This window comes from Hydrogenophaga sp., from assembly GCF_011772445.1.
In the GTDB taxonomy this organism is placed as follows: Bacteria; Pseudomonadota; Gammaproteobacteria; order Burkholderiales; family Burkholderiaceae_C; genus Hydrogenophaga.
Window position 1 is genome coordinate 156,157 of sequence record NZ_WVZN01000022.1, and the last position, 22,578, is coordinate 178,734.

A 22,578-nucleotide genomic window follows, 5' to 3' on the forward strand; every position below is an offset into this window, starting at 1 on the left:
GGGCTTGACGAGCCTGAAGTCTCTAAAGTACTATTAACCATTCTTTTAGACTTTAGTCATTTAAACCCATTATGCGGCATCTCTCCGAGGGCGATGTTCCTCAACGCGGCTACGACTTCGTCATTGTGGGCGCGGGATCGGCAGGCTGTGTGCTGGCGAACCGGTTGTCTGCTGATCCGGGCGTGCGCGTGCTGCTGCTGGAAGCGGGGGGGCATGACCGCAACTTCTGGTTGCGCTTGCCGGTCGGCTATTTCAAGACCATCTACAACGAGAAGTTCTCCCGGGTATTCCAAGCCGAAGGCGGAGAGGGGGTCGGGCAGCGCTCCATTGCCTGGCCGCGTGGGCGAGTTCTCGGTGGTTCAAGCTCCATCAACGGACTGATCTATCTGCGCGGACAGCGGCAGGACTTCGACACCTGGGCCAGCGAAGGTGCGTCTGGCTGGGACTATGAATCGGTCCTGCCGTACTTCAGGAAGGGCGAGGCATTCGATGGGCCCGAGTCGAAGTACCACGGCACTTCGGGGGAGCTTGGGGTCTCGGCGCTGCGAAACGACCATCCCTATTGCGGCTACTGGCTGGACGCGGCGCGGGAATACGGTCTACCTGCCAATGACGATTTCAATGCGGAGACGGACTATGGCGTGGGGCGTTTCCATCTCACCCTTTCGGGCGGTTGGCGCTCAAGTGCGTCGGTGGCATTTCTGCGGCCGGCGTTCAAGCGCCGCAACCTGACTGTCGTGACGGGGGCGCAAGTCACGCGCGTGCTGTTCGAAGGCACGCGTGCTGCCGGTGTGCAGTGGGTTCGCAACGGCAAGGTCGAGGCCGCCACGGCAGATGTGGAAGTCATCCTGTCCGCAGGTGCCATTCAGTCGCCCCAGTTGTTGCAGCTTTCAGGTGTGGGACCGGCGCATCTTCTTGGTGATCTCGGCATTCCGGTCGTGGTCGACGCACCCGAGGTCGGTGCGAACCTGCAAGACCACTACCAGGCGCGGACGATCATCAGGCTGCGCAAACCGCACTCGCTGAACAATGACGTGCGAAATCCTCTCAAGCTGGCGTCCATGGGTCTCCAGTGGATGTTGTTCAACAAGGGACCGCTAACCGTCGGCGCTGGCCAGGTTGGCGGATTTGCCCGGACGCGCTACGCGCAGGATGACCGCGCCGACATTCAGTTTGCGGTCATGCCCTTGTCGGTCGACAAGCCCGGCGAGCCGCTCCATCAGTTCGCGGGGTTCACCGCGACCGCATGTCAGTGCCGCCCCGAATCGCGCGGCACCGTTGGCATCGTGTCCTCGGATCCCTTCATGGCGCCCCGTATACAGGCGAACTACCTCGCGATGGAGTTGGATCGAAAGACTCTCGCGGACGGGCTGCGCATGCTGCGTGACATCTATCGTCAGCCCGCCTTTCGCGAATTGGTCGAATCGCATGTACTTCCGCCAGCCGAGGATCCCAAGGAGGAAGACCTGTTGCGGTTTGCGTGCGGGCATGGCAGCACAGTGTTCCACCCGAGCGGCACCTGTCGGATGGGTAGCGACGCAACGGCGGTGGTCGACCCCCAACTCAGGGTGAATGGCGTTTCCAGGTTGCGCGTGATCGATGCATCGGTGATGCCGCGCATGACGTCCGCCAACATCAATGCCCCCACGATCATGATCGGAGAAAGGGGTGCCGCACTCGTACTGAAATCCCATTCCAGCGCAGAACAGGCGCGCACCGAGGCACTTGCATGACCTACACCTATGGAAATCTCGTTGGCGGATCGTGGCGCGACACGTCGGCGACATTCGAAACGTTCAATCCCGCGCGGCCCGCGCAGCTGGTCGGTCGCTATTCGCTTGCGGATGCCTCGCTTGTATCCGACGCGGTCGCAGCCGCAGGGGCCGCTCAACGGCAGTGGGGCAGATTGCCGGCTGCGCAACGCTGCGAGGCGCTGGCACGCTTCATCGACCGCCTGGAGGCGCGCAAAGAAGACCTGGCGCAAGCGATCACTGCCGAGCAGGGCAAGGCAATCGCGGAGAGCCGTGGCGAGGTGGCCAAGGCTTGTGCGGAGAGTCGCTTCATGCTTCAGCACGTGATGTCGGGTGAAGGGGCACGTCATGTACCTCCTCTGCGTACGGGGGTGAGAAACATGGTCTTGCGTCGGCCGAGAGGCGTCATCGTGGCCATCACGCCCTGGAACTTTCCCGTGATGACGCCGATGCGAAAGATCGCGCCCGCCCTGGGTTTTGGCAATGCGGTCATCGTGAAAGCGTCCGAATTCACACCGTCGGCGGCTTGCCTACTGGGCGAAATCGCATCGGGCGTTTTGCCCGATGGGCTGCTGCAGATCGTCCACGGCCATGCGGAAGTGGGCAATGCCCTGGTGTCGCATCCCGATGTGCAGGGGGTTACGTTCACCGGTTCCGTTTCAACGGGCAAAAGAATCGTCGCGGCGACCTCGGCGAATCTGGCGGAAGTGTCGCTTGAACTCGGCGGAAAGAACGCCGCGGTGGTTCATGACGTGACTGATCTGGAGGGGTGTTTGGACCAGGTCGCCAACGCGGCGCTCATGTGCTCTGGCCAGCGCTGCACGGCCGTCAGCCGGGTGCTAGTGCGTCGCGGACTGCATGCCGAGGTCGCAGCGGGGCTGTCCCGGCGTGCAGCGNNGTGCTTCAAGCTCGCGACGACGGTGCCGAGGTGCTTGTGGGCGGTGAAGAGGTTCAGGTGGACGGGTGCGAGGGTGGGTACTTCTTCGCGCCAACGGTGATCGACAAGGTCCGAGCCGACAGTGCCGCAGCCCGGGAGGAGATCTTCGGTCCCGTTGTCAGCGTTCTCGAGTACGACACTCTGGACGAAGCCATCGACATCCTCAATAGCGTCGAGTTCGGCCTGACCGCAGCCTTCTTTTCGAACGACGCGAAGGCGATTGCCCGTTTCATGGACGAATGCCAGACGGGGATGTTGCACGTGAACCATGGAACGGTGCCTGACAGTCACATGCCCTTCGGTGGCGTCAAGGCGTCGGGGGTCGGCGCGTACTCCGTGGGGCCCAGCGCCGCGGCGTTCTACACGACGGAGCACTCCGTCTACCTGGGGGTGTGATGGAACCGATTCGACTGCGATCCGTTGGCGTCTCGGTGTACCGGGTGCCCATTGAAACGCCGGTGCAAACGTCCTTTGGCCTGCTTCGTGACCGTGCTGCGGTGGTTGTCCATCTCATGGACGAGGGTGGCTGCGAAGGCTGGGGTGAGATCTGGTGCAACTTCCCCACCGTGGGCGCGGAGCATCGCGCGAGGCTGCTGGCCGAAACGGTGGCTCCGCTCGCCCTGGACCACACGTGGGCGTCTCCCGCGCAATGCCATGACGAACTCGTGGCTGCCGTGCGCGTCCTCGCCATTCAGTCGGGCGAGCCTGGACCACTTGCTCAGGTGCTGGCTGGTGTCGACATTGCCATGTGGGATCTGGCGGCGCGCCGTGAGCAAGTGCCGCTGTGGCACCTGCTCGGGGGCCATTCAGGCCGGGTGAGCGTCTATGCGTCCGGATTGAACCCGACGCAGCCTGAGCGGTTGGCGGCGGCGAAGGCGGCGCAGGGCTACACCGCCTTCAAGCTGAAGGTCGGCTTTGGTGTGGAGCGCGACTTGGAGAACCTGGCGAACCTGCGGGCCGCCGTGGGTGCCTCGGCCACGATGATGGTGGATGCGAACCAGGCCTGGGCCGCTGACGAGGCCCTGCGGATGGCCGAGCGTATGGCGCCGTTCAATCTGCGGTGGCTCGAAGAGCCGATTGCCGCCGACGCTCCCATTGAATCGTGGCAGACGCTGGCGCAGCGGTCCCCAATCCCGTTGGCGGCAGGCGAGAACCTGCGCGCCGACGACTTTGCGCGATTCCTCGATGCACGCTGTCTGGCGGTGTTGCAGCCGGATGTCGCCAAGTGGGGCGGCTTCACAGGTTGCCTGCCGCTGGGAGAGGCCGCGGCCCGGGCTTCGACCTGGCTGTGCCCGCATTGGCTCGGCGGCGGCATCGGCTTGCTCGCCACGCTGCACTTGAAGGCGGCTATCGGGGGCGAGGGCTTCACAGAGATCGATGCCAACCCGAATCCGCTGCGGGAGCTGCTGGCAGGCGAACCGCTGGCCGTGAGTGACGGTGCAATCACGCTGCCGCCGCTCCCCGGCCTCGGCGCCCGGCCCGAGTTTTCCTCCTTGGCCCCGTACCGCACGTTCGAGCGCACGGTGACGAGCCCGACGTCTTCTGCAGGACAAAAGACATGAAAGACAAGCCAAACATCATCCTCATCATCACGGACCAGCAGCGCCACGACACGATCAACGCGCTGGGGGCTTCCTGGATGAAGACGCCGATGCTCGACAAACTCGCGCGAGAAGGCGCCGCCTTCACCAACTGCTACGTGACATCTCCCGTGTGCGTGGGTTCGCGCGCGAGCCTGTTCACCGGCATGTATCCCCACGCCACGGGTGTATTCACCAACTTCCACCCGTGGGAGCCGACGTGGGTGAAGTGGCTGGCGGACGCTGGCTATCACTGCGTGAACATCGGCAAGATGCACATCAATCCGTACGACGCGAAGGGTGGCTTCCACCAGCGGTTCTTCGTCGAGAACAAGGATCGGCCGCTCTTCCTCGACGAACACCCGCGGGCGCTGTACGACGAGTGGGACAAGGCGCTCCACGCCCGCAAGATCGAGAAGCCCAGCCGCTACACGCGACACCGGGCGGACCCCGAGGGGTACCGCGACGCACTTGGCGCCTTTCCCTGGCACCTGGACGAAGACATGCACTCCGACATGTTCATTGGGGACCATGCGGTTTGGTGGCTGAAGGAGCGCAGGTCCGAGGCGCCGCTGTTTCTGCAGATCGGATTCCCTGGGCCGCACCCGCCGTACGACCCTCTGCCGCGTTACCTGGACATGTACAAGGACGTGGACATCCCCGTGCCGGAAACGAGCGACGAGGAACTCGCCGCGCAGCCCCCGTCGCAGGCCAGGCTGCGCGACAACATGATCCGCAACAACTACGACTCGGTGTCATGGAAAGACAGGCCGAGTCGTGAGGAGCTATTGCGGATCCGTCGCCACTACGCGGCCAATGTGTCGATGATCGACGACAAGGTCGGTGAAATCATCCGGGTGCTGGACGAGAAGGGATACCTGGACAACGCGATCGTCATCTTCACATCGGACCATGGTGACGCGCTCGGTGATCACGGGCACATCCAGAAGTGGACGATGTACGAGGGGGCAGTGAAGGTGCCGCTCATCGTCTGGTCGAAGGACGGGGTGATGCCACGTCGCAACGACTCACTCGTCCAATGGATGGACATCGCGCCGACGATCCTGGAAGCGGCGGGTATTGAGCCGCCGAAGGCCTTCGAGGCGAAGTCGCTGTGGCCGATCCTCAATGGCGACACCAACGCCATTCGAACGGAAGCTTGGTCCGAGCTCGCGCGAGATCACATCCAGACCGGCGCCGAGTACATGGTCATGCGCCGTGACGAGCGCTGGAAGGTCGTCTACTACCTCGGCGAAGAGCACGGAGAGCTGTACGACCTGTTGAAGGATCCCGGTGAGCTGCACAACCTCTGGGCATCGCCGGAACATGTCGAGCTGAAGAACCGGCTCGTACACGAAGTGCTGGTGTGGCAGTTGCGAGGTGCCATCTCGAGTCGACAGGCGCCTACGCCGAAACCGCAGCAGCCGATGCTTATCTGACCCCCCATAAATGGAGACATACATGAACATCCTTCGTCGCCAGGTGTTCCTGGCCGCAGCCATCGCTTGTGCAGTGCCCGTCTGGGCTCAGGACAAATTCCCTTCCCGTCCGGTGTCGATCGTTGTGCCGTTCCCCGCCGGGGGTGTGGTCGACGTGGTTGCTCGCATGGTGGGGCAGAAAATGTCTGCCACGCTCGGCACGCCCGTCGTCATAGAGAACAAACCCGGCGCCGGAGGCACGATTGGTGCCGCCTACGTTGCAAGAGCCAAGCCTGACGGGTACACCATTCTCCTGGGCGGATCGGCGACGCAGGTCTTCGGGCCGGCGTTGTACAAGAGCCTGAGATACGACGCGAAGAAGGACTTTGTGCCGATCGGGCAAATCAGCTCTGGCCCTCTCGTGCTCGTGACGGGGTCGAAGGTTCCTGCGGGAGATGTCGCGCAGTTGACGGCCTATCTCAAGGACGAAGGTGTTCGGGCGTTCTACGGCAGCAATGGGAACGGCACCTTTCCACACTTGGCCGCGGAACTCTTCAAACAGGCCAATCGACTGCCATCGGCCCACATCCCGTACGGTGGTGGCCCTGCGGCGCTCACCGCGCTGATCACGGGCGATATCGCCTTCTCGATCAACCACATTCCGGTCGTGCAAGGCATGGTCAAGGCCGGGCGGGTTCGTGCGTTGGCGACGACCGGGAAGGCGCGGTCGGTTGCATTCCCGAACCTGCCCACATTGGACGAGGTCGGCATGAAGGGCTTCGAAGCGAATGCCTGGTGGGGTCTGTTTGCGCCCGCGGGTACGTCCGCCGGCATTGTGCAAACGCTCAATGAGGCGCTTGCCACGGCGCTCAAGGACCCATCGGTGATTGCGGGGCTCGAGGCGCAGGGTGACGAGGTTGCCTACAGCACTCCGTCTGACTTCGGCGCCTATGTGAACGCGGAGTCCGTCAAGTGGACCAAGGTTGTGAAGCTCGCGGATTTGCGCCTGGACTGACGGACGTGGGCCAGGAGCAGGAGAGCGAGCCAGACTATCGCTTCACGTTGGCGAACGAGCGAACCTTTCTTGCATGGGTGCGCACGGCGCTGGCGATACTGGCTGGAGCGATGGTGATGCAGCAACTGATGCGAAATGAGCCCCGATGGATCGCAATGGGGTTTGCGTGCAGTTTGGCTGTTCTGGCGGTTCTGCTTGTGGGCGGCTCCTATCGGCAGTGGCTTCAATACCAGAAAGCGATGCGACATGCCGGACCGCTGCCTCGATCCCGGCTCGTTCCTTTGCTGGCTGCCTGCGCGACGGTCTTGGGCATGGCGGGAATGGTCGCCACGGTTTTGTCGTGAAAGACCGTGACCCGGGATTGCAACCCGAACGCACGCGACTCGCTTGGGCTCGGACGGGTGGCGTGGCAGTGGTGACCGCAGCGTTGATGTTCCGCAGCGCAGTGGCTTTCGAGAGCGCCGCGTTGCTCGCCGGTGGTGTGCTGTGCGTTCTGCTGTCGGTGACCCTGCTGTGGGTGAGCGATTGGCGCTGCAGGCAACTGGAGGTGGCGCAGCCCCCGGCGCCATCCGCCGGTGTGCTGCAGCTGGTCGTTGGCAGCGTGATGGTCGCAGGAGGGTGCGTGGTGCTTCAGTGCATTTGTGCAGTGCGCCCGTGAGGCGCTCGCTCAGCCGCCGATCCACACCCCCGGCAGCCACATCGACACCAGCGGCACGTAGGTCACGATCAGCAGCACCGCGATCAGCGCCAGCGTGAACGGCACCGCCTCCTTGAACACCGCGTGCAGCGGCGAGCCCGCGATCTGCGCGGTGAGGAAGGTGATCACGCCCGAGGGCGGCGTGAGCTGGCCGATCATGAGGTTGAGCACCACGATCACGCCCAGGTGCACGAGGTCGATGCCATAGGCGTTGGCGATGGGCACCAGCACCGGCACCAACGTCACCAGCGCCACGGCCGGCTCCAGCGCCAGGCCCCACAGCAGCAGCACGATGTTGATAAGCGCGAGCATCACCCAGGGGCTGTCGGTCAGCGTCTTGAGCGTGGTGGCCAGCGTCTCGCCGATGGCCAGGTTGGCCACCAGCCAGGAGAAGATGCCCGAGGCCGCGATGGTGAGCAGGATGATGCCGGAGCTGACCATGCACTCGCGGAAGATGTGCCAGGTCTGGCGCCACGTCAGCTCGCGGTAGAACAGCACGCTGATGGCGATGGCGTAGAGCACGGCGATGATGCCGGCCTCGGTGGGCGTGACCACGCCGCCCACGATGCCGCCGATGATGATGACCGGCATGGCCAGCGCGGGCAGCGCGTCCCACGCGGCGCGGCCCACGGCGCGCAGCGAGGTGCGTTCGGAGTAGGGGAGGTTGCGCCGGTGCGCCACCCAGCTCGCCGCGGCCAGCAGGTACACGCCCATCAGCAGGCCGGGAATGGCGCCGGCCAGGAAGAGTTGCCCCACCGACACGTCGCTGACCAGCGCGTAAACCACGAAGGCGATGGAGGGCGGGATGATGGGCCCCATGGTGGAGGCGGCGGCCACCACCGCGGCTGCGTAGGCGCCGGGGTAGCCTTTGTCCTTCATGGCCGGGATCATGGAGGAGCCGATGGCCGAGGCGTCGGCCACGGCCGAGCCCGACACGCCCGAGAACACCATGCTCGCGAGGATGGCCACGTGCGACAGGCCACCGCGGATATGGCCCACCGCGGCCGAGGCGAAGTTGAGCAGGCGGCGCGTGATGCCCCCGGTGTTCATGAGCTCGCCCGCGAGGAAGAAGAAGGGAATGGCGAGGAAGGCGAACGAGTCCATGCCCTGCACCATGGACGAGGCCACGATGTTGACGGGCACGGCCCCGCCGCTGAAGGCGATGAAGACCAGGGCCGCCAGACCCATGGCGAAAAACACCGGCACACCGATGACCGCGAAGGCCATGAAGGCGGCCATCAGCACGCCGAAGAGAAGGATCTGCTGCATCAGGCCGCTCCGCGAACGCCGGCCCACTGCTGCCACAGCTTGTGCAGCAGGGCCAGGGCCATCAGCCCTGCGCCCACCGGCAGCGACCAGTACAGCAGCGGCTGCGTGGCCGGCATGGAGGTGAAGGGAATGCCTTCCATCGCGTCGATGACGAGGCGGCTTTCCCAACCGTAGACCACCACGAAGACCAGCGACAGCAGCAGCGCCAGCGTGCGCAGCAGGGCGCGCTTGCGCTGCGACATGTTCAGGCCCAGGAAATCGGCCGAGAGGTGGCTGTCTCGGCGCACGCCCACGTAGCCGGTGAGCATGGTGGCCCAGATCATCAGCACCACGCTGAACTCGGTGGCCCAGGGCAGGGGGACGCCGGCGAGTTCGCGCAGCAGGATCTGCCCACCGCCCACCAGCACGAGGACCAGCAGCGCCAGTCCCAGCAGCGCGGTGACCGCGCGGTCGAGCCAACCGAGCAGACCACTCATTTGACGGCCCGGATCTTCTCGACCGTGCCCTTGGCCCAGAGCTGGCCGTCGAAGCCGGTGGTCACCTTGTCGGCCGCCTGCTTGAAGGCCGCCAGGTCGGGCTCGACGATCTCCATGCCATTGGCCTTGAGGGTGTCGATGGACTTCGTGGCCACGTCCCAGGTCATCTGGCTGGCCCACTTCTCGGTGGCGGCCACGGCCTCCGTCATGGCCTTCTGGTGGGCGGGCGACAGCCGCGACCACTTGTCCGCGGCCATCAGCACCATCAGGCCCGACTGGATGTAGTCGATGCGCATGGCGTACTTCTGGACCTCGTAGTACTTGGCGCCGGCGATGGCGTCGAAGCCGTTGTCCTGCCCGTCCACCAGGCCCTGCTTCATGGCAAGGTAGAGCTCGGCCGCGGGCACGGGCGTGGGCGCGGCGCCCCAGCCCTTCATCACCTCCAGGATGGCGGGCGTCTCGGGCACACGCACCTTCAGGCCCTTCATGTCGTCGGGCTTCATCACCTTGCGGTTGGATGTGGTGAGCTGGCGCGGCGAGCGGTCGGACACGTAGCCCACGTACTTGAAGCCGGCCTCCTGCTCCACCGGTGCGAGCATCTGGCGGAAGGTGTCGGACTGCATGAAGGCCTTGAAGTGCGCGTGGTCGCGGAACACGTAGGGCGCGAAGAGCGCGTTGAAGTCCTTGCCGCCTTTGGCCAATGCCAGCGTGCCGGTATCGGCCAGCATCATGTCGATCTGGCCCGTGCGCAGGCCGGCGTAGTTCTGCGGCAGGCTGCCCAACTGGCCGGCGCCGAAGGACTGCACCTTCACCTCGCCATTCGTGCGGTCGGCCACCTCTTTCGCGTAGCGGTCGGCGATGGGGCCCCACACCGGCGGCGGCGCGACGTAGGCCATGCGCAGCGCGGGTTGCGCGCTTGCAGCGAAGGCGAGGCTGGCGAGCGCGAGCCCGGCCAGCAGGGGGCGGATGCGTGTCATGGTTTTGTCTCCTGTGGTGGTGGCGTGGGGCTCTTCGCCTGCCGGGCGGCCACGTAGTCCCGGTGGGGGGTGCCGTTGGACACCAGCATGCCGCCATCGACGTCGATGGTGCTGCCGGTGATCATGGCGGCGGCGGGGGAAAGCAGGAAGGCGATGGCCTCGGCCACGTCGGCGGCCTCGACCCAGCGGCCCAGGGGCACGGTCTCGGCCACCGCGGCGATGCGCTCGGCGCTGAGGCTGCGGTGGATCATGGGCGTGAGCGTGGGGCCGGGGCACACGGCGTTGACGCGGATGCGCCGGCCCGACAGCTCGAAGGCCATGTGGCGCGTGAACGCGAGCACCGCGCCCTTGGAGGCGGTGTAGGCCGCGTCGCCCGAGTAGGACATGCGCTTGCCCGCGATGGAGGCCACGTTCACCACCGAGCCTCCGTCGCGCATCAGGGGCGCGGCCTCGCGCAGGCAGAGCATGGTGCCGCGCAGGTTCACGTCGAGCACGCGGTCCCAGTCGCGCGCGTTCATGTCCTCGAGCAGGTGGCGCGACTCGATACCCGCGCTGTTGACCAGCCCGTCGACGCGGCCGAAGCGCTGCGCGATGGCGGCGAAAGCGGCGCACACCGCGTCTTCCTGCGCCAGGTCGGCGGCGATGTGTGTGAGACGGCCATCGGCCACCGCTCTGGCGAGCGAGGCGTCAGGCACGGCGGCGCGGTCGAGCGTGACCACGTGATGGCCGCGTTGCGCGAGCAGGGCCGCGGTGGCCGCGCCGATGCCGCTCGCGCCGCCCGTGACGACGGTCACCGGCGCGGCGTCGGGCGGGTTGTCGGTGGTCGAAACAAAAGACATGACAACTTCCTCGGTTCGGCCATATAGTAACGATCGTTACCAAATCGCGAACCCTCTCGTTTTCCCTAAGGAGCCCGAATGAACGCCGCCGTCGAATCACAAAAGGGCCGCAGCGCCGGCTGGATGCCCGGCCACCAGGTGCTGCCCGGCGTGTACGCCTACGACCTGGAAAGCCTGCCCTGGCGCACCACGCCGCGTGGCACCGCGCGCGAGAAGGCGGTGCGCCGCGACGACGCGGCGGGCCTGTTTCTCGGCCTCATCGCCTTTGACCCGATGAGCCGCTCGGGCGTGCACCAGCACCGGGGCACGGCCAGCAGCTACTTCCTGTCGGGTGAGCTGGTCGATTTCCAGTGCACCACGCGCGCGGGCGCGGTGGGCATCAACCTCGCCGGCGCGACGCACGACGCCGTCACCTACGGCGGCTGCACGCTGTTCTCTCGCCTGGAGGCGCCGGTGATCATCGAGCCCGATGGCGCGGCGATCCACCCGCACGCGAAGAAGACCACGGTGGTGAACGAATCGCCGTTCACGCCGCCGGACATCACGGTGGTGGTGGACGAGGTGGTGCCCGTGGCTTCGCCGTTCGCGCGGGTGTCGCGCCGTGCGCTGTTCGACTACGCCGGCACCGGCCACAGCCGGCGCCTGTGCATGCTGCAGTTGTGGCCCGGCGCGCACCTGCCCGATCTGCAGCACCAGGGCTTGACCGACTGGTTCGTGATGGCGGGGGATCTGCGCATCGGCGACACGCGCGTGGCGGGGCCGTCGGTGGTGGTGATCGAGCCGGGCTCGCGCGTGGACGTGTCGTCCACCTTCGGCTGCTCGGTGCTGGCCTGGGCTGAAGCACCCGCGCACGCGGGCGGCGATCCGGCGCGGGAGCCTTACGGCTTCTGAGGGACGCGGTGGGCGCGCACCGCGTTCATTCGATCGGATCGTCGGCGACAGGGTCGTTGCGCGCCTGCAGCAGCAGCTTGCCCAGCAGCTTATGCAAGGTCTCGAGTTCCCTGTCACTCAGGCCGGCATAGACGTGGGCCTCGCGCTCGATCGCGGCCTGCGCGATCTCGCCATAGACGGCCCAGCCCTCGGGGGTGAGCTCGAGGTGGAAGCTGCGGCGATCGGCTTCGCTGTTCTCGCGCACCAGGCGGCCTTGCGATTCGAGCTTGCGCACCACGCGCGAGACACTCATCTTGTCCAGCCCGGTGAAGTCCGACAGCGTCTGCGCCGTGATGCCCGGCTTGTCGGCCACGGTGAGCAGCACGCGCCATTCGGTGAGGTTGAGGTCGAAGCGTTCGCCGAAGCGCAAGCCGAAGGGCTTGCCCGTGACGTTGGTGAGCACCCAGATGCGGTAGTACGGCGAGTGCTCGGTGGAGATCAGCGCGCGCTTCGCGGCCTGGGCACGGCCGCCGCGGCGGGGACGTGGGGTGGGTGTCGCGCGGGAAGCCATGGCGCGGCAGTGTATGCGAGGCCCGCGTTCGAGCAGCGCACCAGGTGCGCGCGCGCTTCATCGCTGGCGTCGGCGAGTTCGCGCGCAAGGTGCAGGCCATCGAGCCAGCGCTGCTCGGTCGGTGCGGCGCGTGGCGGCAGGTCCTCCATCAGCGAACAGAGCGCGAGTGCCGAGGCGTGCAGTGCCTCCAGTTGGGCGGACAGGTCTTGCAAGGTGTTCATGTGACCCCCATCGACGACAGTGCGCGCAGCACCATGTAGAGCCCCAGCGCGCTGATGGCGATCTGGAACCAGCGTTTGAAGGCGGCCTCGCTGAGGCGCTGGCGCGCGAAGGCGCCCAGGCCCAGGCCGATCAGCGCGGGCAGCAGCATGCCGGCCGAGGCTGCGAGCGCTTCCGTGCGCACGCCACCGGCGCCCAGGCTGATCCACAGGCACACGGTGCACACGGTGAAGGTGAGGCCCAGCGCGCCAACCAGCGTCTCCTTGTTGAGGCTCAGCGATTGCAGGTAGGGCACGCTGGGCATGACGAACACGCCGCTGGCCACCGTGAGCGCGCCGGTGGCCAGGCCCATGGCGGGGCCGATCCAGGTGTCGTGCCGCCCGGGCGCGGGCAGGCGCAGGCCGAACAGACCGGCCAGCCCATAGAACGCGAGCAGGCCGCCGGTGAGCACTTGCGCCCAGGGGCCGGCGGACGCCACGTCGGGCAGGGGCGACAGGCATGCACCCGCCACGATGCCCAGACACAACCCGCGCGTGCGGCGCCACACGGCCAGCACCGCCCCGCAGCGCAGGTACTGCCACACGTTGGTGAGCAGCGAGGGCAGCACCAGCAGCGCCGCGGCCTGCGCCAGCGGCAAGACCAGGGACAGGCCGGCGATGGCCACGGTGGGCAGGCCCAGGCCGGTGACACCCTTCACCGTGCCCGCGATCACGAACACGGCGGCCACGACCCACAACTGCTGCAGTTCCATGCGGCGCGATTCTGTCGGCGCGGCGCGCGGGCCACCATCGCAAAGAAGTGGAGGGGGCGTTCGAAGAAGCCGAAGACCGCGGGACTCAGGAAAGGGACGATTGCGTGCGCAGAAAGCCCATCAGCGCCTTCACGGGGGCCGGTGCCGTGTCGTGCGCGTGGTGCGTGCACAGGATCAGCCGGCGTCTGGCCCAGGGGTCGTGCAAGGGGCGCCATTGCAGGCCGGGGTACTGGCGCACCAGATCCTGCGTGGCCAGGCTGGAGACGATGGACAGACCGATGTCGAGCGCCACCATCTTGAGCACACCCTCGAAGGTGCGCAGGCTCACGCGGTAGCGAATGACCTTGCCGAGGTCGGTGGCCTTGACTTGCAGGTAGGTGTAGAGCGCGCTTTCCGGCGGCAGGCCCACCATGGGGTGTTCGAGGCACTCGTCGAAGCGCGGCGCCTCGCCGAGCGCGGCCAGGCGGTGCGCCGTGCCCACGACCACGAGCTGGTCCTCGGCCAGCGGCACGGTGTGCAGCCCGCTGGTGTCCATGTTGTTGGACATCACCCCCAGGTCGGCCTTGCGGCGGTGCAGGGCCTCGAGGATCTCGCCCGTCCACATCTCCTGGAGGTCGACGTCGATCTCGGGGTGCTCGCTGAGAAAGCGCGACAGCGGCTCGGGCAGGTAGCCCGAGAGCGCGGCGGTGGTGGCCAGCAGGCTGACACGGCCGCGCCCGCCCCGCGCGAATGGCGCCATCTCGCGCTGCAAGCGGTCCAGTTCCACCAGCACCGAACGCGCGTGCCGCGCGAGTTCGATGCCGGCGTCCGTGGGCCGAACGCCTGCGGCGTGGCGTTCGAACAGGCGCACGCCCAGCGCCGACTCCAGTTCCTGCAGCCGGCTGCTGGCGGCCGCCACCGACAGGTGGCAGCGCCCCGCGCCGGCCGTGATGGAGCCGGCGTCGAGCACCTCGATGAACAGCTTGAGCTTGGCGACGTCGACTTTCATGGGGGGCGGGCGGGTGGGGGTGCGCCGCATCATAGGCAGGCCCCCATCCGCCTGCCGACGGACGGAAATCCGGCTTCCCCGGCAGAGAACTAAGGGTTTACCCTAGTTCTTTTGGTCACATTCGTGCAAAATTCCGCGCACTCGTTCGCCAGGGTGCGTGTTCTCGCACCCTTGCGGGACCTTCCCGCTGGCCTGCCCCAGGCCACCAGTTCCGGCTTGCACCCTTTGGGTGCGGTACCCGGGTCGGGCGAACGCCTACCGCCACATCGCCGCCCCTGGGCGTCCACACCGCGCGAGCGCGCCCGACCGGCGCGCCCCACGGGTTTTTTCGTTTTCCGTTCCGTTCAGTCCGTCCTGGCTCCACAAGGGCCGGAGGGTCACGCTTTTCCCGGGCCCACCCCTGGCCCGTCCGCCATGAATACCGAACGCATCCTGCTCGTCGACGACAGCGAGAACGACAACCTGTTCCACGAGATCACCATCCGCAAGACGGGCTTCGCGGGCGAGATCCGGGCCTTCGAGTCGGCCGAGGATTTCATGCAATTCCTGCGCCAGGACAAAGCAGGTGCGCCCACCCTGGTGCTGCTGGACATCAACCTGCCTGGCATGAGCGGCTTCGACTGCGCACGCCAGCTCGAGGCGCTGGTGGGCGAGGACCGCTCGGTGTTCGTGAGCGTGCTCACCTCGTCCACCTGGCGCGACGACCGCCAGACCGCCGAGGCCTTGCCCCTCATCGAGGATTACCTGATCAAGCCGCTCACGCGCGAGGCGCTGGAGCGCGTGATGGGGCGCGCGCGCGACAAGGCCTGCGCGGGCTGAGGCGTCGGCACAAGGGCCACAAAGGGGCGGTCGAAGGCGGCGCGCGCGCGGGCCAGTGGCGCGCCCAGCGCCTAAGATCGCGCGATGCCCCGCCAGGACACCACGGCCGCCGCCACCGAACCGCACCACACCCGCCTGCTGCAGGCCCTGGCCGTCGTCGCCGCCGAGAAGGGCCTGGCCGCCACCTCCGTGTCCGACGTGGTGCGCGAGGCCGGCGTGTCCAAGCGCACCTTCTACGAGCACTTCAGCGACAAGGACGCCTGCTTCCTCACGCTCTACCGGCAGGCCAGTGCCTCGGCCCTGCGCACGCTGCGCGACTCGGTGCAGCCCGAACGGCCCTGGCAGGCACAGCTGGAGGCGGCCTTGCACGCCTACTTCGCGCATTTGGCGGGCGGCCCGCAACTGCTGCGCACGCTGTTCGTGGAGATCCACCACCTGGGCGCGGCGGGCGCTGCCGTGCGCCGCGAAGTGATGCGCACCCTGGCCGACTTCATGCGCGACACCGTCAATCGCGACCGCGACGCCGCGCACGCCCTGAGCGAGGCCATGGCCCTGGCGGCGGTGGGCGCGATCACCGAACTCGTGCTCGATGCCATCGAGCGCGGCGAGCAGGCGCGGCTCACCTTGCTCACGCCGGCAGCGAGCGAGATCGTCCGCCGATTGGCGCAGGCCTGAGCACGAAGTAGAAAAGCCCGCGTGGCGGGCTTTTCTTGTCCAGAGGCATCGCGGAACCGGCTTTGCCGGGCCGCTGATGCCGCCCCCTTGAGGGGGTCGCGCGCAGCGCGGCGGGGGAGTGTCCTGCTACGCCAGCGGCAGCAGCGGCACGATCAACAGAGCCACGATGTTGATGATCTTGATCAGCGGGTTGACCGCCGGGCCGGCCGTGTCCTTGTAGGGGTCGCCCACGGTGTCGCCGGTGACGGCGGCCTTGTGCGCCTCGGAGCCCTTGCCGCCGTGGTGGCCGTCCTCGATGTACTTCTTGGCGTTGTCCCAGGCGCCGCCGCCCGTGGTCATGGAGATGGCGACGAACAGGCCGGTGACGATGGTGCCCATCAGCAGGCCGCCCAGGGCCTTGGGCCCGAGGAACACGCCGACCAGGATGGGCACGATCACCGGCAGCAGGCTGGGGATGATCATTTCCTTGATGGCGGCCGTGGTGAGCATGTCCACCGCCTTGCCGTACTCGGGCTTGGCCGTGCCTTCCATGATGCCGGCGATCTCCTTGAACTGGCGGCGCACCTCCACCACCACCGAGCCGGCCGCGCGGCCCACCGCCTCCATGGCCATGGCGCCGAACAGGTAGGGGATCATGCCGCCGATGAAGAGGCCGATGATGACCATCGGGTCGCTCAGGTCGAAGCTGACCTTGGCGCCGTAGGTCTCCAGCTTGTGCGTGTAGTCGGCGAACAGCACCAGCGCGGCCAGGCCGGCCGAGCCGATGGCGTAGCCCTTGGTGACGGCCTTGGTGGTGTTGCCGACGGCGTCCAGCGGGTCGGTGATGTCGCGCACGCTGCTGGGCAGCTCGGCCATCTCGGCGATGCCGCCGGCGTTGTCGGTGATGGGGCCGTAGGCGTCGATCGCCACCACGATGCCGGCCATGCTCAGCATGGAGGTGGCCGCGACAGCAATGCCGTACAGACCCGCGAGCATGTACGAGGCGATGATGGCTGCGCACACGAACAGCACCGGCCAGGCCGTGGAGCGCATGGACACGCCCAGGCCCGCGATGATGTTGGTGCCGTGGCCGGTGGTGGAGGCCTGCGCGATGTGCTTGACCGGGCTGTACTGCGTGCCCGTGTAGAACTCGGTGACCCACACCAGCACCCCGGTGAGCACCAGGCCCACGGTGCAGGCGCCGAACAGGCGCATCTGGCTGCCGGTCTGCGTGATGGCGTTGTCGGGCATCACCCAGGCGGTGACGAACCAGAAGGCGATCAGCGAGAGCACGCCCGCGATGGCCAGGCCCCGGTAGAGCGCGGGCATCACGTTCTTCATGTCGGGCCGGGCCTTGACGAAGAAGCAGCCGATGATGGACGCGATGATGGACACGCCGCCCAGCACCAGCGGGTACAGCACGGCCTGCAGCGGCGCGGCGGCCACCATCAGCGCGCCCAGCACCATGGTGGCGATGAGCGTGACCGCGTAGGTCTCGAACAGGTCGGCCGCCATGCCGGCGCAGTCGCCCACGTTGTCGCCCACGTTGTCGGCGATCACGGCCGGGTTGCGCGGGTCGTCCTCGGGGATGCCGGCCTCCACCTTGCCCACCAGGTCGGCGCCCACGTCGGCGCCCTTGGTGAAGATGCCGCCGCCCAGGCGCGCGAAGATGGAAATGAGCGAGGCGCCGAAGGCCAGGCCGATGAGCGGGTTGAGCATGGCGGCCAGGTTGGACGCCGGGTTCAACTGGCCATTGCCCACCAGGAACCAGAAGAAGCCCGTGACGCCCAGCAGGCCCAGGCCCACCACCAGCATGCCGGTGATGGCGCCTCCGCGGAACGCGACGTCGAGCGCGGGGCCGATGCCCCTGGTGGCGGCCTGTGCGGTGCGCACGTTGGCGCGCACCGAGATGTTCATGCCGATGAAGCCGCAGGCGCCCGAGAGCACCGCGCCGAGCACGAAGCCGATGGCGGTGGGCCCGTCGAGGAAGATGCCGATGAGCACCGCGAGCACGATGCCCACCATGCCGATGGTCTTGTACTGCCGCGCCAGGTACGCGGCGGCGCCGGTTTGAATGGCGCCGGCGATTTCCTGCATGCGGGGGTTGCCGGCGTCCTGCGAGAGGATCCAGCTGCGCGACCAGAAGCCGTAGACCACGGCAATCAGGCCACAGACGAGCGCGAAGATCAGCGCACTTTGACCAACCATGAAGTTCTCCTGCCAATGAGTTCGACTTGGAGGGGGCAACGCCTCCGGGGATGCCCCCGCTGCGTTGCTTCCTCGCTGCCGTCTCTGCTGCGGAACTTGCAGCATGGCGCAGGCGATTGGCCAACCGGTGCAATGTAGCCAGATTCCTCGCGTTTGCCATCGGGGCTGTCAGGCTGGCGTCGGTAAAATCAGGGTAAATACGGAGCAGGGCATTGCGCCCAGGCCTGGCGCGTGTCAAGCCCGTGACGCTCCGTGACCCCTTTTCCCTCAACTCCCCCCGAGCAATCCATGTCCCTCGACAACGTCACCCCTGGCAGCAAGGTTCCCGACGCGTTCAACGTCATCATCGAAATCCCGATGAACGCCGACCCGATCAAGTACGAGGTCGACAAGGAAACCGGCGCCATCTTCGTGGACCGCTTCATGAGCACGTCCATGCACTACCCGACGAACTACGGCTACATCCCCAAGACCATCTCGGGCGATGGCGACCCGGTGGACGTGCTGGTGATCACGCCCGTGCCGCTGCACCCCGGCGTGGTGGTGACCTGCCGGGCCCTGGGCATGCTGCGCATGGAAGACGAGGCCGGCGAGGACGCCAAGCTGCTGGCCGTGCCGGTGGACAAGATCCTGTCGATCTACACCCAGTGGCAGAAGCCCGAAGACCTGAACCCGATGCGCCTGAAGACCATCCAGCACTTCTTCGAGCACTACAAGGACCTGGAGCAAGGCAAGTGGGTCAAGGTGCTGGGCTGGGCCGACAAGGCCGCCGCGCACAAGGAGATCCTGGACGGGATCGCCAACTACGAGAAGTCGCAGAAGAAGGCCTGAAACGAGGCGGATCGCTTCAGGCCGCGTCCGGCGGCTGCACCAGCACGTCGCGCAGCACCGGCAGGCGGTCATTGACCTGCAAGGTATGGAAGGGGCCCTTGAGTTGGGCCCCTTCGTACATCTGCAGCCGCCGCGCGAACAGGGTGCCGGTGGAGACGCCGGACTTGCTCACGTAGACCATGCCCTCGCACTCCAGGCTGGTGTCGTGCGGGCCGCCGTTGGGTGAGCCAAGCTGGCCGAAGAGGTAGAGGTCGCCCATCACCCGGATGCGTCCGCGCACGCTGGCGCCGCTCCAGATGATGAGGCGGCCGTCGACGCGGATGTGCCCTTCGAGCTGGCCTTGCACGAGCAGGCCGCCTTCGAAGTTGAGGTCGCCGCTGAGGTCGCAGCCGGCGGCCACGCGGTTGACGATGTCCATGGCCACGGGGTCGATGGTGAGGGTGTCCTGGGCGGCCTTGCTCACCATGGAAGCCTCTGCATCAGTGCGGCCAGCCAGCCCTCGGCATGGGCGGTCAAGGCCAGGCCGGTGGCCAGGGCAGCCATTCCCAGCGCGGCGATGGCCAGCGCGTGGCGCTCCAGCCAGCGGCGCAAGGGCTTGGGGCGGCGGCGCGGCGTGCCCGGCCGCTGTTCGCCCAGGCGCTCGAGTGCCCAGGGCTGCCAGGCCGGGCTCAGGCGGGTGGTGCCGTCGTCGGGATCGAGCTGCAGGCCCTGGGCCTTCAGGCCGTCCGCGCCCATGCGCCGCCCGAGCAGCACCGAGAACGGGGCGCCCACGATGCCGTGGGTGAAGAACGCGTCCTGCTCGTCCATGGCGGTCGAGTGTAGCGAAAGGGTTTGATCAGGACGGCTCGGCCTTGAGCGGGTTTCTCGCGGCGAGGTGCTCCAGGTACTGCGCCACGCCTTCGCCCTCTCGTTCGAGGAAGCGGTCCACCGCCTCGGCGAAGGCGGGGTGGGCCAGCCAGTGGGCGCTCGTGGTCTTCACGGGGAGCAGGGCACGCGCCATCTTGTGTTCCCCCTGGGCGCCGCCCTCGAAGCGCTGGTAGCCGTGAGCGATGCACCACTGCAGCGGCTGGTAGTAACAGGCCTCGAAGTGCAGACAGTCCACGCGCTGCAGCGCGCCCCAGTAGCGGCCGTAGGCCACGCGGCGTTCGGGGTCGATGGCGATGAGGCTGCTGGCGATGGGGCGGCCGCCGTGCTCGGCGATGAAGAGCAGCCAGTGCTCGGGCATGGTCTCGGCCAGGCGGGCGAAGAAGTCCCGGCTGAGGTAGGGCGGGTTGCCGTGTTCCAGGTAGGTGCGCTCGTAGCAGCGGTAGAAGAAGTCCCAGTCGGCCTTCGTGATGGCGCGGCCCTCGGCGTGGCGGAACACCACGCCGGCCTCGGCCACCTTGCGGCGCTCCTGGCGGATCTTCTTGCGCTTTTCCTGCTGCAGGCTGGCGAGGAAGGCGTCGAAGTCGGGCCAGTGCCTGTTCTCCCAGTGGAACTGGACTGTGTGACGCAGCATGAGCCCGGCCTCGGCGCAGGCGGCCACGTCGCGCGCTTGAACGAACAGCAGGTGCAGGGAGGACAGGCGCTGGTCTTCGCACCAGCTCACCAGGGCGTCCACCAGCGCGGCGCGGGCCGCGTCGTCGCGGGCCAGCAAGCGTGCACCCGGCACGGGCGTGAAGGGCACGGCCACCAGGGCCTTGGGATAGTAGGGCAGGCCGTGCTGCGCATAGGCATTGGCCCAGGCCCAGTCGAAGACGTATTCGCCGTAGGAGTGCGACTTGAGGTAGACCGCGCACGCGGCCTCCAGTTGCCGGCCACGCCACAGCGTGAGGATGCGCAGCCCCCAGCCGGTGTCGGGCGCGGCGCAGCCGGTCTCGCTCATGGCCCGCAGGTAATCGTGCCGCATGAAGGGACTGGCGTCGTCCTCCAGGGCCAGCAGCTCGGCCCACTGCGCGGGGTCCACTGCGCCCCAGCCGCTCAGAACCCGGGTGACATAATCGTTTTCAGCCACGCCCGGCCTCAGTTTTCGCACCAGATCCCATGTCGTTTTCCGTATCGGTTGCCCAGCTCGACTTCGTGGTGGGCGACATGGCGGGCAATGCCCGCCGCATCGTCGAGGCCGCCACCGCCGCCCACTCGCGCGGCGTGAGGCTGTTGCTCACGCCCGAACTCGCGATCTGCGGCTACGCCGCCGAGGACCTGTACCTCAGGCCCGCGTTCATCGACGCCTGCGATGATGCCCTCAAGTCGGTGGCGGCCTCCACCGCGCACCTCAAAGGCCTTCACATCGTGGTGGGTCATCCGGCGCGCACGGGCAAGGGCGCGCGTGGGCGCAGCGTGGCCGTCGCCTCGTTGCACAACGCGGCCAGCGTGCTGTGCGAAGGCCGCGTGATCGCCACTTACGCCAAGCGCGAACTGCCCAACTACCAGGTGTTCGACGAGCGCCGCTACTTCGTGCCTGGCCAGGGTGCCTGCGTGTTCGACGTGCCCGGTGCCGAGGGCCAGCCGGTGCGCGTGGGCCTGCTCATCTGCGAGGACGCCTGGTTCGACGCGCCGGCCGCCGATGCGCGCGCCGCCGGCGCCGAAGTGCTCGCGGTGATCAACGCCTCGCCCTTTCACGCCGGCAAGGGGGGTGAACGCGAAGCCACCATGCGCGAGCGCGTTCGCGCCACCGGCCTGCCGCTGGTGTACGCGCACCTGGTGGGCGGGCAGGACGAGATCGTCTTCGAAGGCCGCAGCTTCGTGCTCGATTCGGCGGGCGAGCTGGTGGGGCGGGCGCGCAGCTTCGAAGAGGCCGAATTCGATGCGCGCTTCGAACGCGCGGGCGGCGCCTGGCGCATCGAGGCATCGATCGACCGCGAGCACAGCGCCGAGGCCGACCTGTGGCACGCGCTGGTGCTGGGCGTGCGCGACTACATCGGCAAGAACGGCTTCCCGGGGGCCATCCTCGGCCTGTCGGGCGGCATCGACTCGGCCCTGGTGCTGGCCATTGCGGTCGACGCCCTGGGCAAGGACCGCGTGCGGGCGGTGATGATGCCCTCTCCCTACACGGCCGACATTTCCTGGATCGACGCGCGCGACATGGCCGCGCGACTGGGCGTGCGCTACGACGAGATGGCCATCGCGCCCGAGTTCGAGGCCTTCAAGGCCTCGCTCGCGCCGCTGTTCGAAGGACGCGCCGAAGACACCACCGAGGAAAACCTGCAGGCGCGCATCCGCGGCACGCTGCTCATGGCGCTGTCCAACAAGTTCGGCAGCATCGTGCTCACCACGGGCAACAAGAGCGAGATGGCCACCGGCTACTGCACGCTCTACGGCGACATGGCGGGCGGCTTCGCCGTCATCAAGGACGTGCCCAAGACCACGGTGTTCAAGCTCGCGCGCTGGCGCAACGCGCACGACCCCTACGGCACCGGTGCCGAGCCCATCCCCGAGCGCATCATCACGCGCCCGCCCAGCGCGGAGCTGCGCCCCGACCAGACCGACCAGGACAGCCTCCCCGCATACGCCGTGCTCGATGCCATCATCGAGCGCTACATGGAGAACGACCAGAGCCCCGAGACCCTCATCGCCGAGGGCTTCGCGCGCGCCGACGTCGAGAAGGTGGTGCGCCTGATCCGCATCAACGAGTACAAGCGCCGCCAGGCGCCGGTGGGCATCCGCGTGACACACCGCAGCTTCGGCAAGGACTGGCGCTACCCGATCACGAGCAAATACCGCGCGTAG

Annotated in this window: 23 protein-coding genes and 1 pseudogene; 12 read left to right on the plus strand and 12 right to left on the minus strand. The window is 67.3% G+C overall.

The window, feature by feature from the left end; translation table 11 throughout:
* The first annotated feature begins 71 nt into the window (after nucleotides 1–71).
* The 7 genes and pseudogenes from GTO19_RS10225 to GTO19_RS10255 all read left to right on the plus strand — a co-directional run bounded on the left by GTO19_RS10225 (nucleotide 72) and on the right by GTO19_RS10255 (nucleotide 7,359).
* Nucleotides 72–1,733 (plus strand): GMC family oxidoreductase, encoded by a 1,662-nt coding sequence (locus GTO19_RS10225; RefSeq protein ID WP_291021558.1) that lies wholly within the window; start codon nucleotides 72–74, stop codon nucleotides 1,731–1,733.
* A pseudogene (locus GTO19_RS10230) lies at nucleotides 1,730–3,084 on the plus strand (aldehyde dehydrogenase). The gene GTO19_RS10225 and the pseudogene GTO19_RS10230 overlap by 4 nt, the downstream one beginning before the upstream one ends.
* Complete coding sequence (locus tag GTO19_RS10235) at nucleotides 3,084–4,250, plus strand: mandelate racemase/muconate lactonizing enzyme family protein (protein WP_291021559.1); 1,167 nt, start codon at nucleotides 3,084–3,086, stop codon at nucleotides 4,248–4,250. Before GTO19_RS10230 ends, GTO19_RS10235 begins: the two are co-directional and overlap by 1 nt.
* A complete protein-coding gene (locus GTO19_RS10240) occupies nucleotides 4,247–5,707 on the plus strand; it encodes a sulfatase-like hydrolase/transferase (RefSeq protein ID WP_291021560.1) in 1,461 nt (486 codons plus the stop codon). The genes GTO19_RS10235 and GTO19_RS10240 overlap by 4 nt, the downstream gene beginning before the upstream one ends.
* A gap of 22 nt (nucleotides 5,708–5,729) precedes the next feature.
* On the plus strand, nucleotides 5,730–6,701 hold the full coding sequence (locus GTO19_RS10245; RefSeq protein ID WP_291021561.1) for a tripartite tricarboxylate transporter substrate binding protein: 972 nt from the start codon (nucleotides 5,730–5,732) through the stop codon (nucleotides 6,699–6,701).
* 5 nt (nucleotides 6,702–6,706) lie between these two features.
* Nucleotides 6,707–7,045: a DUF202 domain-containing protein gene (locus GTO19_RS10250; protein WP_291021562.1), complete on the plus strand. Its 339-nt coding sequence runs from the start codon at nucleotides 6,707–6,709 to the stop codon at nucleotides 7,043–7,045.
* Nucleotides 7,042–7,359: a DUF202 domain-containing protein gene (locus GTO19_RS10255; protein ID WP_291021563.1), complete on the plus strand. Its 318-nt coding sequence runs from the start codon at nucleotides 7,042–7,044 to the stop codon at nucleotides 7,357–7,359. The genes GTO19_RS10250 and GTO19_RS10255 overlap by 4 nt, the downstream gene beginning before the upstream one ends.
* A 9-nt stretch (nucleotides 7,360–7,368) precedes the next feature.
* Here the strand turns inward: GTO19_RS10255 and GTO19_RS10260 are convergent, their stop codons facing one another.
* The 4 genes from GTO19_RS10260 to GTO19_RS10275 are packed head-to-tail and all read right to left on the minus strand — an operon-like array spanning nucleotide 7,369 to nucleotide 10,959.
* Nucleotides 7,369–8,667 carry a TRAP transporter large permease gene (locus GTO19_RS10260; RefSeq protein WP_291021564.1) on the minus strand — a complete coding sequence of 433 codons (1,299 nt, stop codon included), beginning with the start codon at nucleotides 8,665–8,667 and terminating at the stop codon, nucleotides 7,369–7,371.
* Entirely contained in the window at nucleotides 8,667–9,143 is a 477-nt protein-coding gene (locus GTO19_RS10265; protein ID WP_291021565.1) for a TRAP transporter small permease, read from the minus strand. Before GTO19_RS10265 ends, GTO19_RS10260 begins: the two co-directional genes overlap by 1 nt.
* Complete coding sequence (locus GTO19_RS10270) at nucleotides 9,140–10,120, minus strand: TRAP transporter substrate-binding protein (RefSeq protein WP_291021566.1); 981 nt, start codon at nucleotides 10,118–10,120, stop codon at nucleotides 9,140–9,142. Before GTO19_RS10270 ends, GTO19_RS10265 begins: the two co-directional genes overlap by 4 nt.
* Nucleotides 10,117–10,959 carry an SDR family NAD(P)-dependent oxidoreductase gene (locus tag GTO19_RS10275; RefSeq protein ID WP_291021567.1) on the minus strand — a complete coding sequence of 281 codons (843 nt, stop codon included), beginning with the start codon at nucleotides 10,957–10,959 and terminating at the stop codon, nucleotides 10,117–10,119. The genes GTO19_RS10270 and GTO19_RS10275 overlap by 4 nt, the downstream gene beginning before the upstream one ends.
* Nucleotides 10,960–11,037: 78 nt before the next feature.
* Here GTO19_RS10275 and GTO19_RS10280 point away from each other — a divergent pair, with 78 nt between their 5' ends.
* The gene (locus tag GTO19_RS10280; protein WP_291021568.1) at nucleotides 11,038–11,850 is read left to right on the plus strand and encodes a hypothetical protein; all 813 of its coding nucleotides are present in this window, start codon (nucleotides 11,038–11,040) and stop codon (nucleotides 11,848–11,850) included.
* A 25-nt stretch (nucleotides 11,851–11,875) separates the two neighbouring features.
* Here the strand turns inward: GTO19_RS10280 and GTO19_RS10285 are convergent, their stop codons facing one another.
* The 4 genes from GTO19_RS10285 to GTO19_RS10300 form a co-directional block, all read right to left on the minus strand.
* Complete coding sequence (locus tag GTO19_RS10285; protein ID WP_291021569.1) at nucleotides 11,876–12,400, minus strand: MarR family winged helix-turn-helix transcriptional regulator; 525 nt, start codon at nucleotides 12,398–12,400, stop codon at nucleotides 11,876–11,878.
* The gene (locus tag GTO19_RS10290; protein ID WP_291021570.1) at nucleotides 12,328–12,621 is read right to left on the minus strand and encodes a hypothetical protein; all 294 of its coding nucleotides are present in this window, start codon (nucleotides 12,619–12,621) and stop codon (nucleotides 12,328–12,330) included. The genes GTO19_RS10285 and GTO19_RS10290 overlap by 73 nt, the downstream gene beginning before the upstream one ends.
* The gene (locus GTO19_RS10295; protein WP_291021571.1) at nucleotides 12,618–13,370 is read right to left on the minus strand and encodes a sulfite exporter TauE/SafE family protein; all 753 of its coding nucleotides are present in this window, start codon (nucleotides 13,368–13,370) and stop codon (nucleotides 12,618–12,620) included. Before GTO19_RS10295 ends, GTO19_RS10290 begins: the two co-directional genes overlap by 4 nt.
* Nucleotides 13,371–13,455: 85 nt before the next feature.
* Nucleotides 13,456–14,358: a LysR substrate-binding domain-containing protein gene (locus GTO19_RS10300; RefSeq protein WP_291021572.1), complete on the minus strand. Its 903-nt coding sequence runs from the start codon at nucleotides 14,356–14,358 to the stop codon at nucleotides 13,456–13,458.
* Nucleotides 14,359–14,772: 414 nt separating this feature from the next.
* On the opposite strand from GTO19_RS10300, the gene GTO19_RS10305 reads away from it, so the two are divergent.
* Both GTO19_RS10305 and GTO19_RS10310 read left to right on the plus strand, forming a co-directional pair.
* Nucleotides 14,773–15,177: a response regulator gene (locus GTO19_RS10305; protein ID WP_291021573.1), complete on the plus strand. Its 405-nt coding sequence runs from the start codon at nucleotides 14,773–14,775 to the stop codon at nucleotides 15,175–15,177.
* Between the two features lie 84 nt (nucleotides 15,178–15,261).
* A complete protein-coding gene (locus GTO19_RS10310) occupies nucleotides 15,262–15,852 on the plus strand; it encodes a TetR/AcrR family transcriptional regulator (protein ID WP_291021574.1) in 591 nt (196 codons plus the stop codon).
* 126 nt (nucleotides 15,853–15,978) lie between these two features.
* Here the strand turns inward: GTO19_RS10310 and GTO19_RS10315 are convergent, their stop codons facing one another.
* Nucleotides 15,979–18,039 carry a sodium-translocating pyrophosphatase gene (locus GTO19_RS10315; RefSeq protein ID WP_291021575.1) on the minus strand — a complete coding sequence of 687 codons (2,061 nt, stop codon included), beginning with the start codon at nucleotides 18,037–18,039 and terminating at the stop codon, nucleotides 15,979–15,981.
* Nucleotides 18,040–18,327: 288 nt separating this feature from the next.
* On the opposite strand from GTO19_RS10315, the gene ppa reads away from it, so the two are divergent.
* Complete coding sequence (gene ppa / locus GTO19_RS10320) at nucleotides 18,328–18,870, plus strand: inorganic diphosphatase (protein ID WP_291021576.1); 543 nt, start codon at nucleotides 18,328–18,330, stop codon at nucleotides 18,868–18,870.
* A gap of 16 nt (nucleotides 18,871–18,886) precedes the next feature.
* Here ppa and GTO19_RS10325 read toward each other — a convergent pair whose 3' ends face one another.
* From GTO19_RS10325 to GTO19_RS10335, 3 genes are read right to left on the minus strand one after another with little or no spacing between them, the layout of a single operon-like run.
* Nucleotides 18,887–19,336 carry a polymer-forming cytoskeletal protein gene (locus GTO19_RS10325; protein ID WP_291021577.1) on the minus strand — a complete coding sequence of 150 codons (450 nt, stop codon included), beginning with the start codon at nucleotides 19,334–19,336 and terminating at the stop codon, nucleotides 18,887–18,889.
* Complete coding sequence (locus tag GTO19_RS10330; protein ID WP_291021578.1) at nucleotides 19,330–19,677, minus strand: hypothetical protein; 348 nt, start codon at nucleotides 19,675–19,677, stop codon at nucleotides 19,330–19,332. Before GTO19_RS10330 ends, GTO19_RS10325 begins: the two co-directional genes overlap by 7 nt.
* Before the next feature lie 28 nt (nucleotides 19,678–19,705).
* Nucleotides 19,706–20,863 carry a GNAT family N-acetyltransferase gene (locus GTO19_RS10335; protein ID WP_291021579.1) on the minus strand — a complete coding sequence of 386 codons (1,158 nt, stop codon included), beginning with the start codon at nucleotides 20,861–20,863 and terminating at the stop codon, nucleotides 19,706–19,708.
* A 29-nt stretch (nucleotides 20,864–20,892) separates the two neighbouring features.
* On the opposite strand from GTO19_RS10335, the gene GTO19_RS10340 reads away from it, so the two are divergent.
* Nucleotides 20,893–22,578 carry an NAD+ synthase gene (locus tag GTO19_RS10340; RefSeq protein WP_291021580.1) on the plus strand — a complete coding sequence of 562 codons (1,686 nt, stop codon included), beginning with the start codon at nucleotides 20,893–20,895 and terminating at the stop codon, nucleotides 22,576–22,578.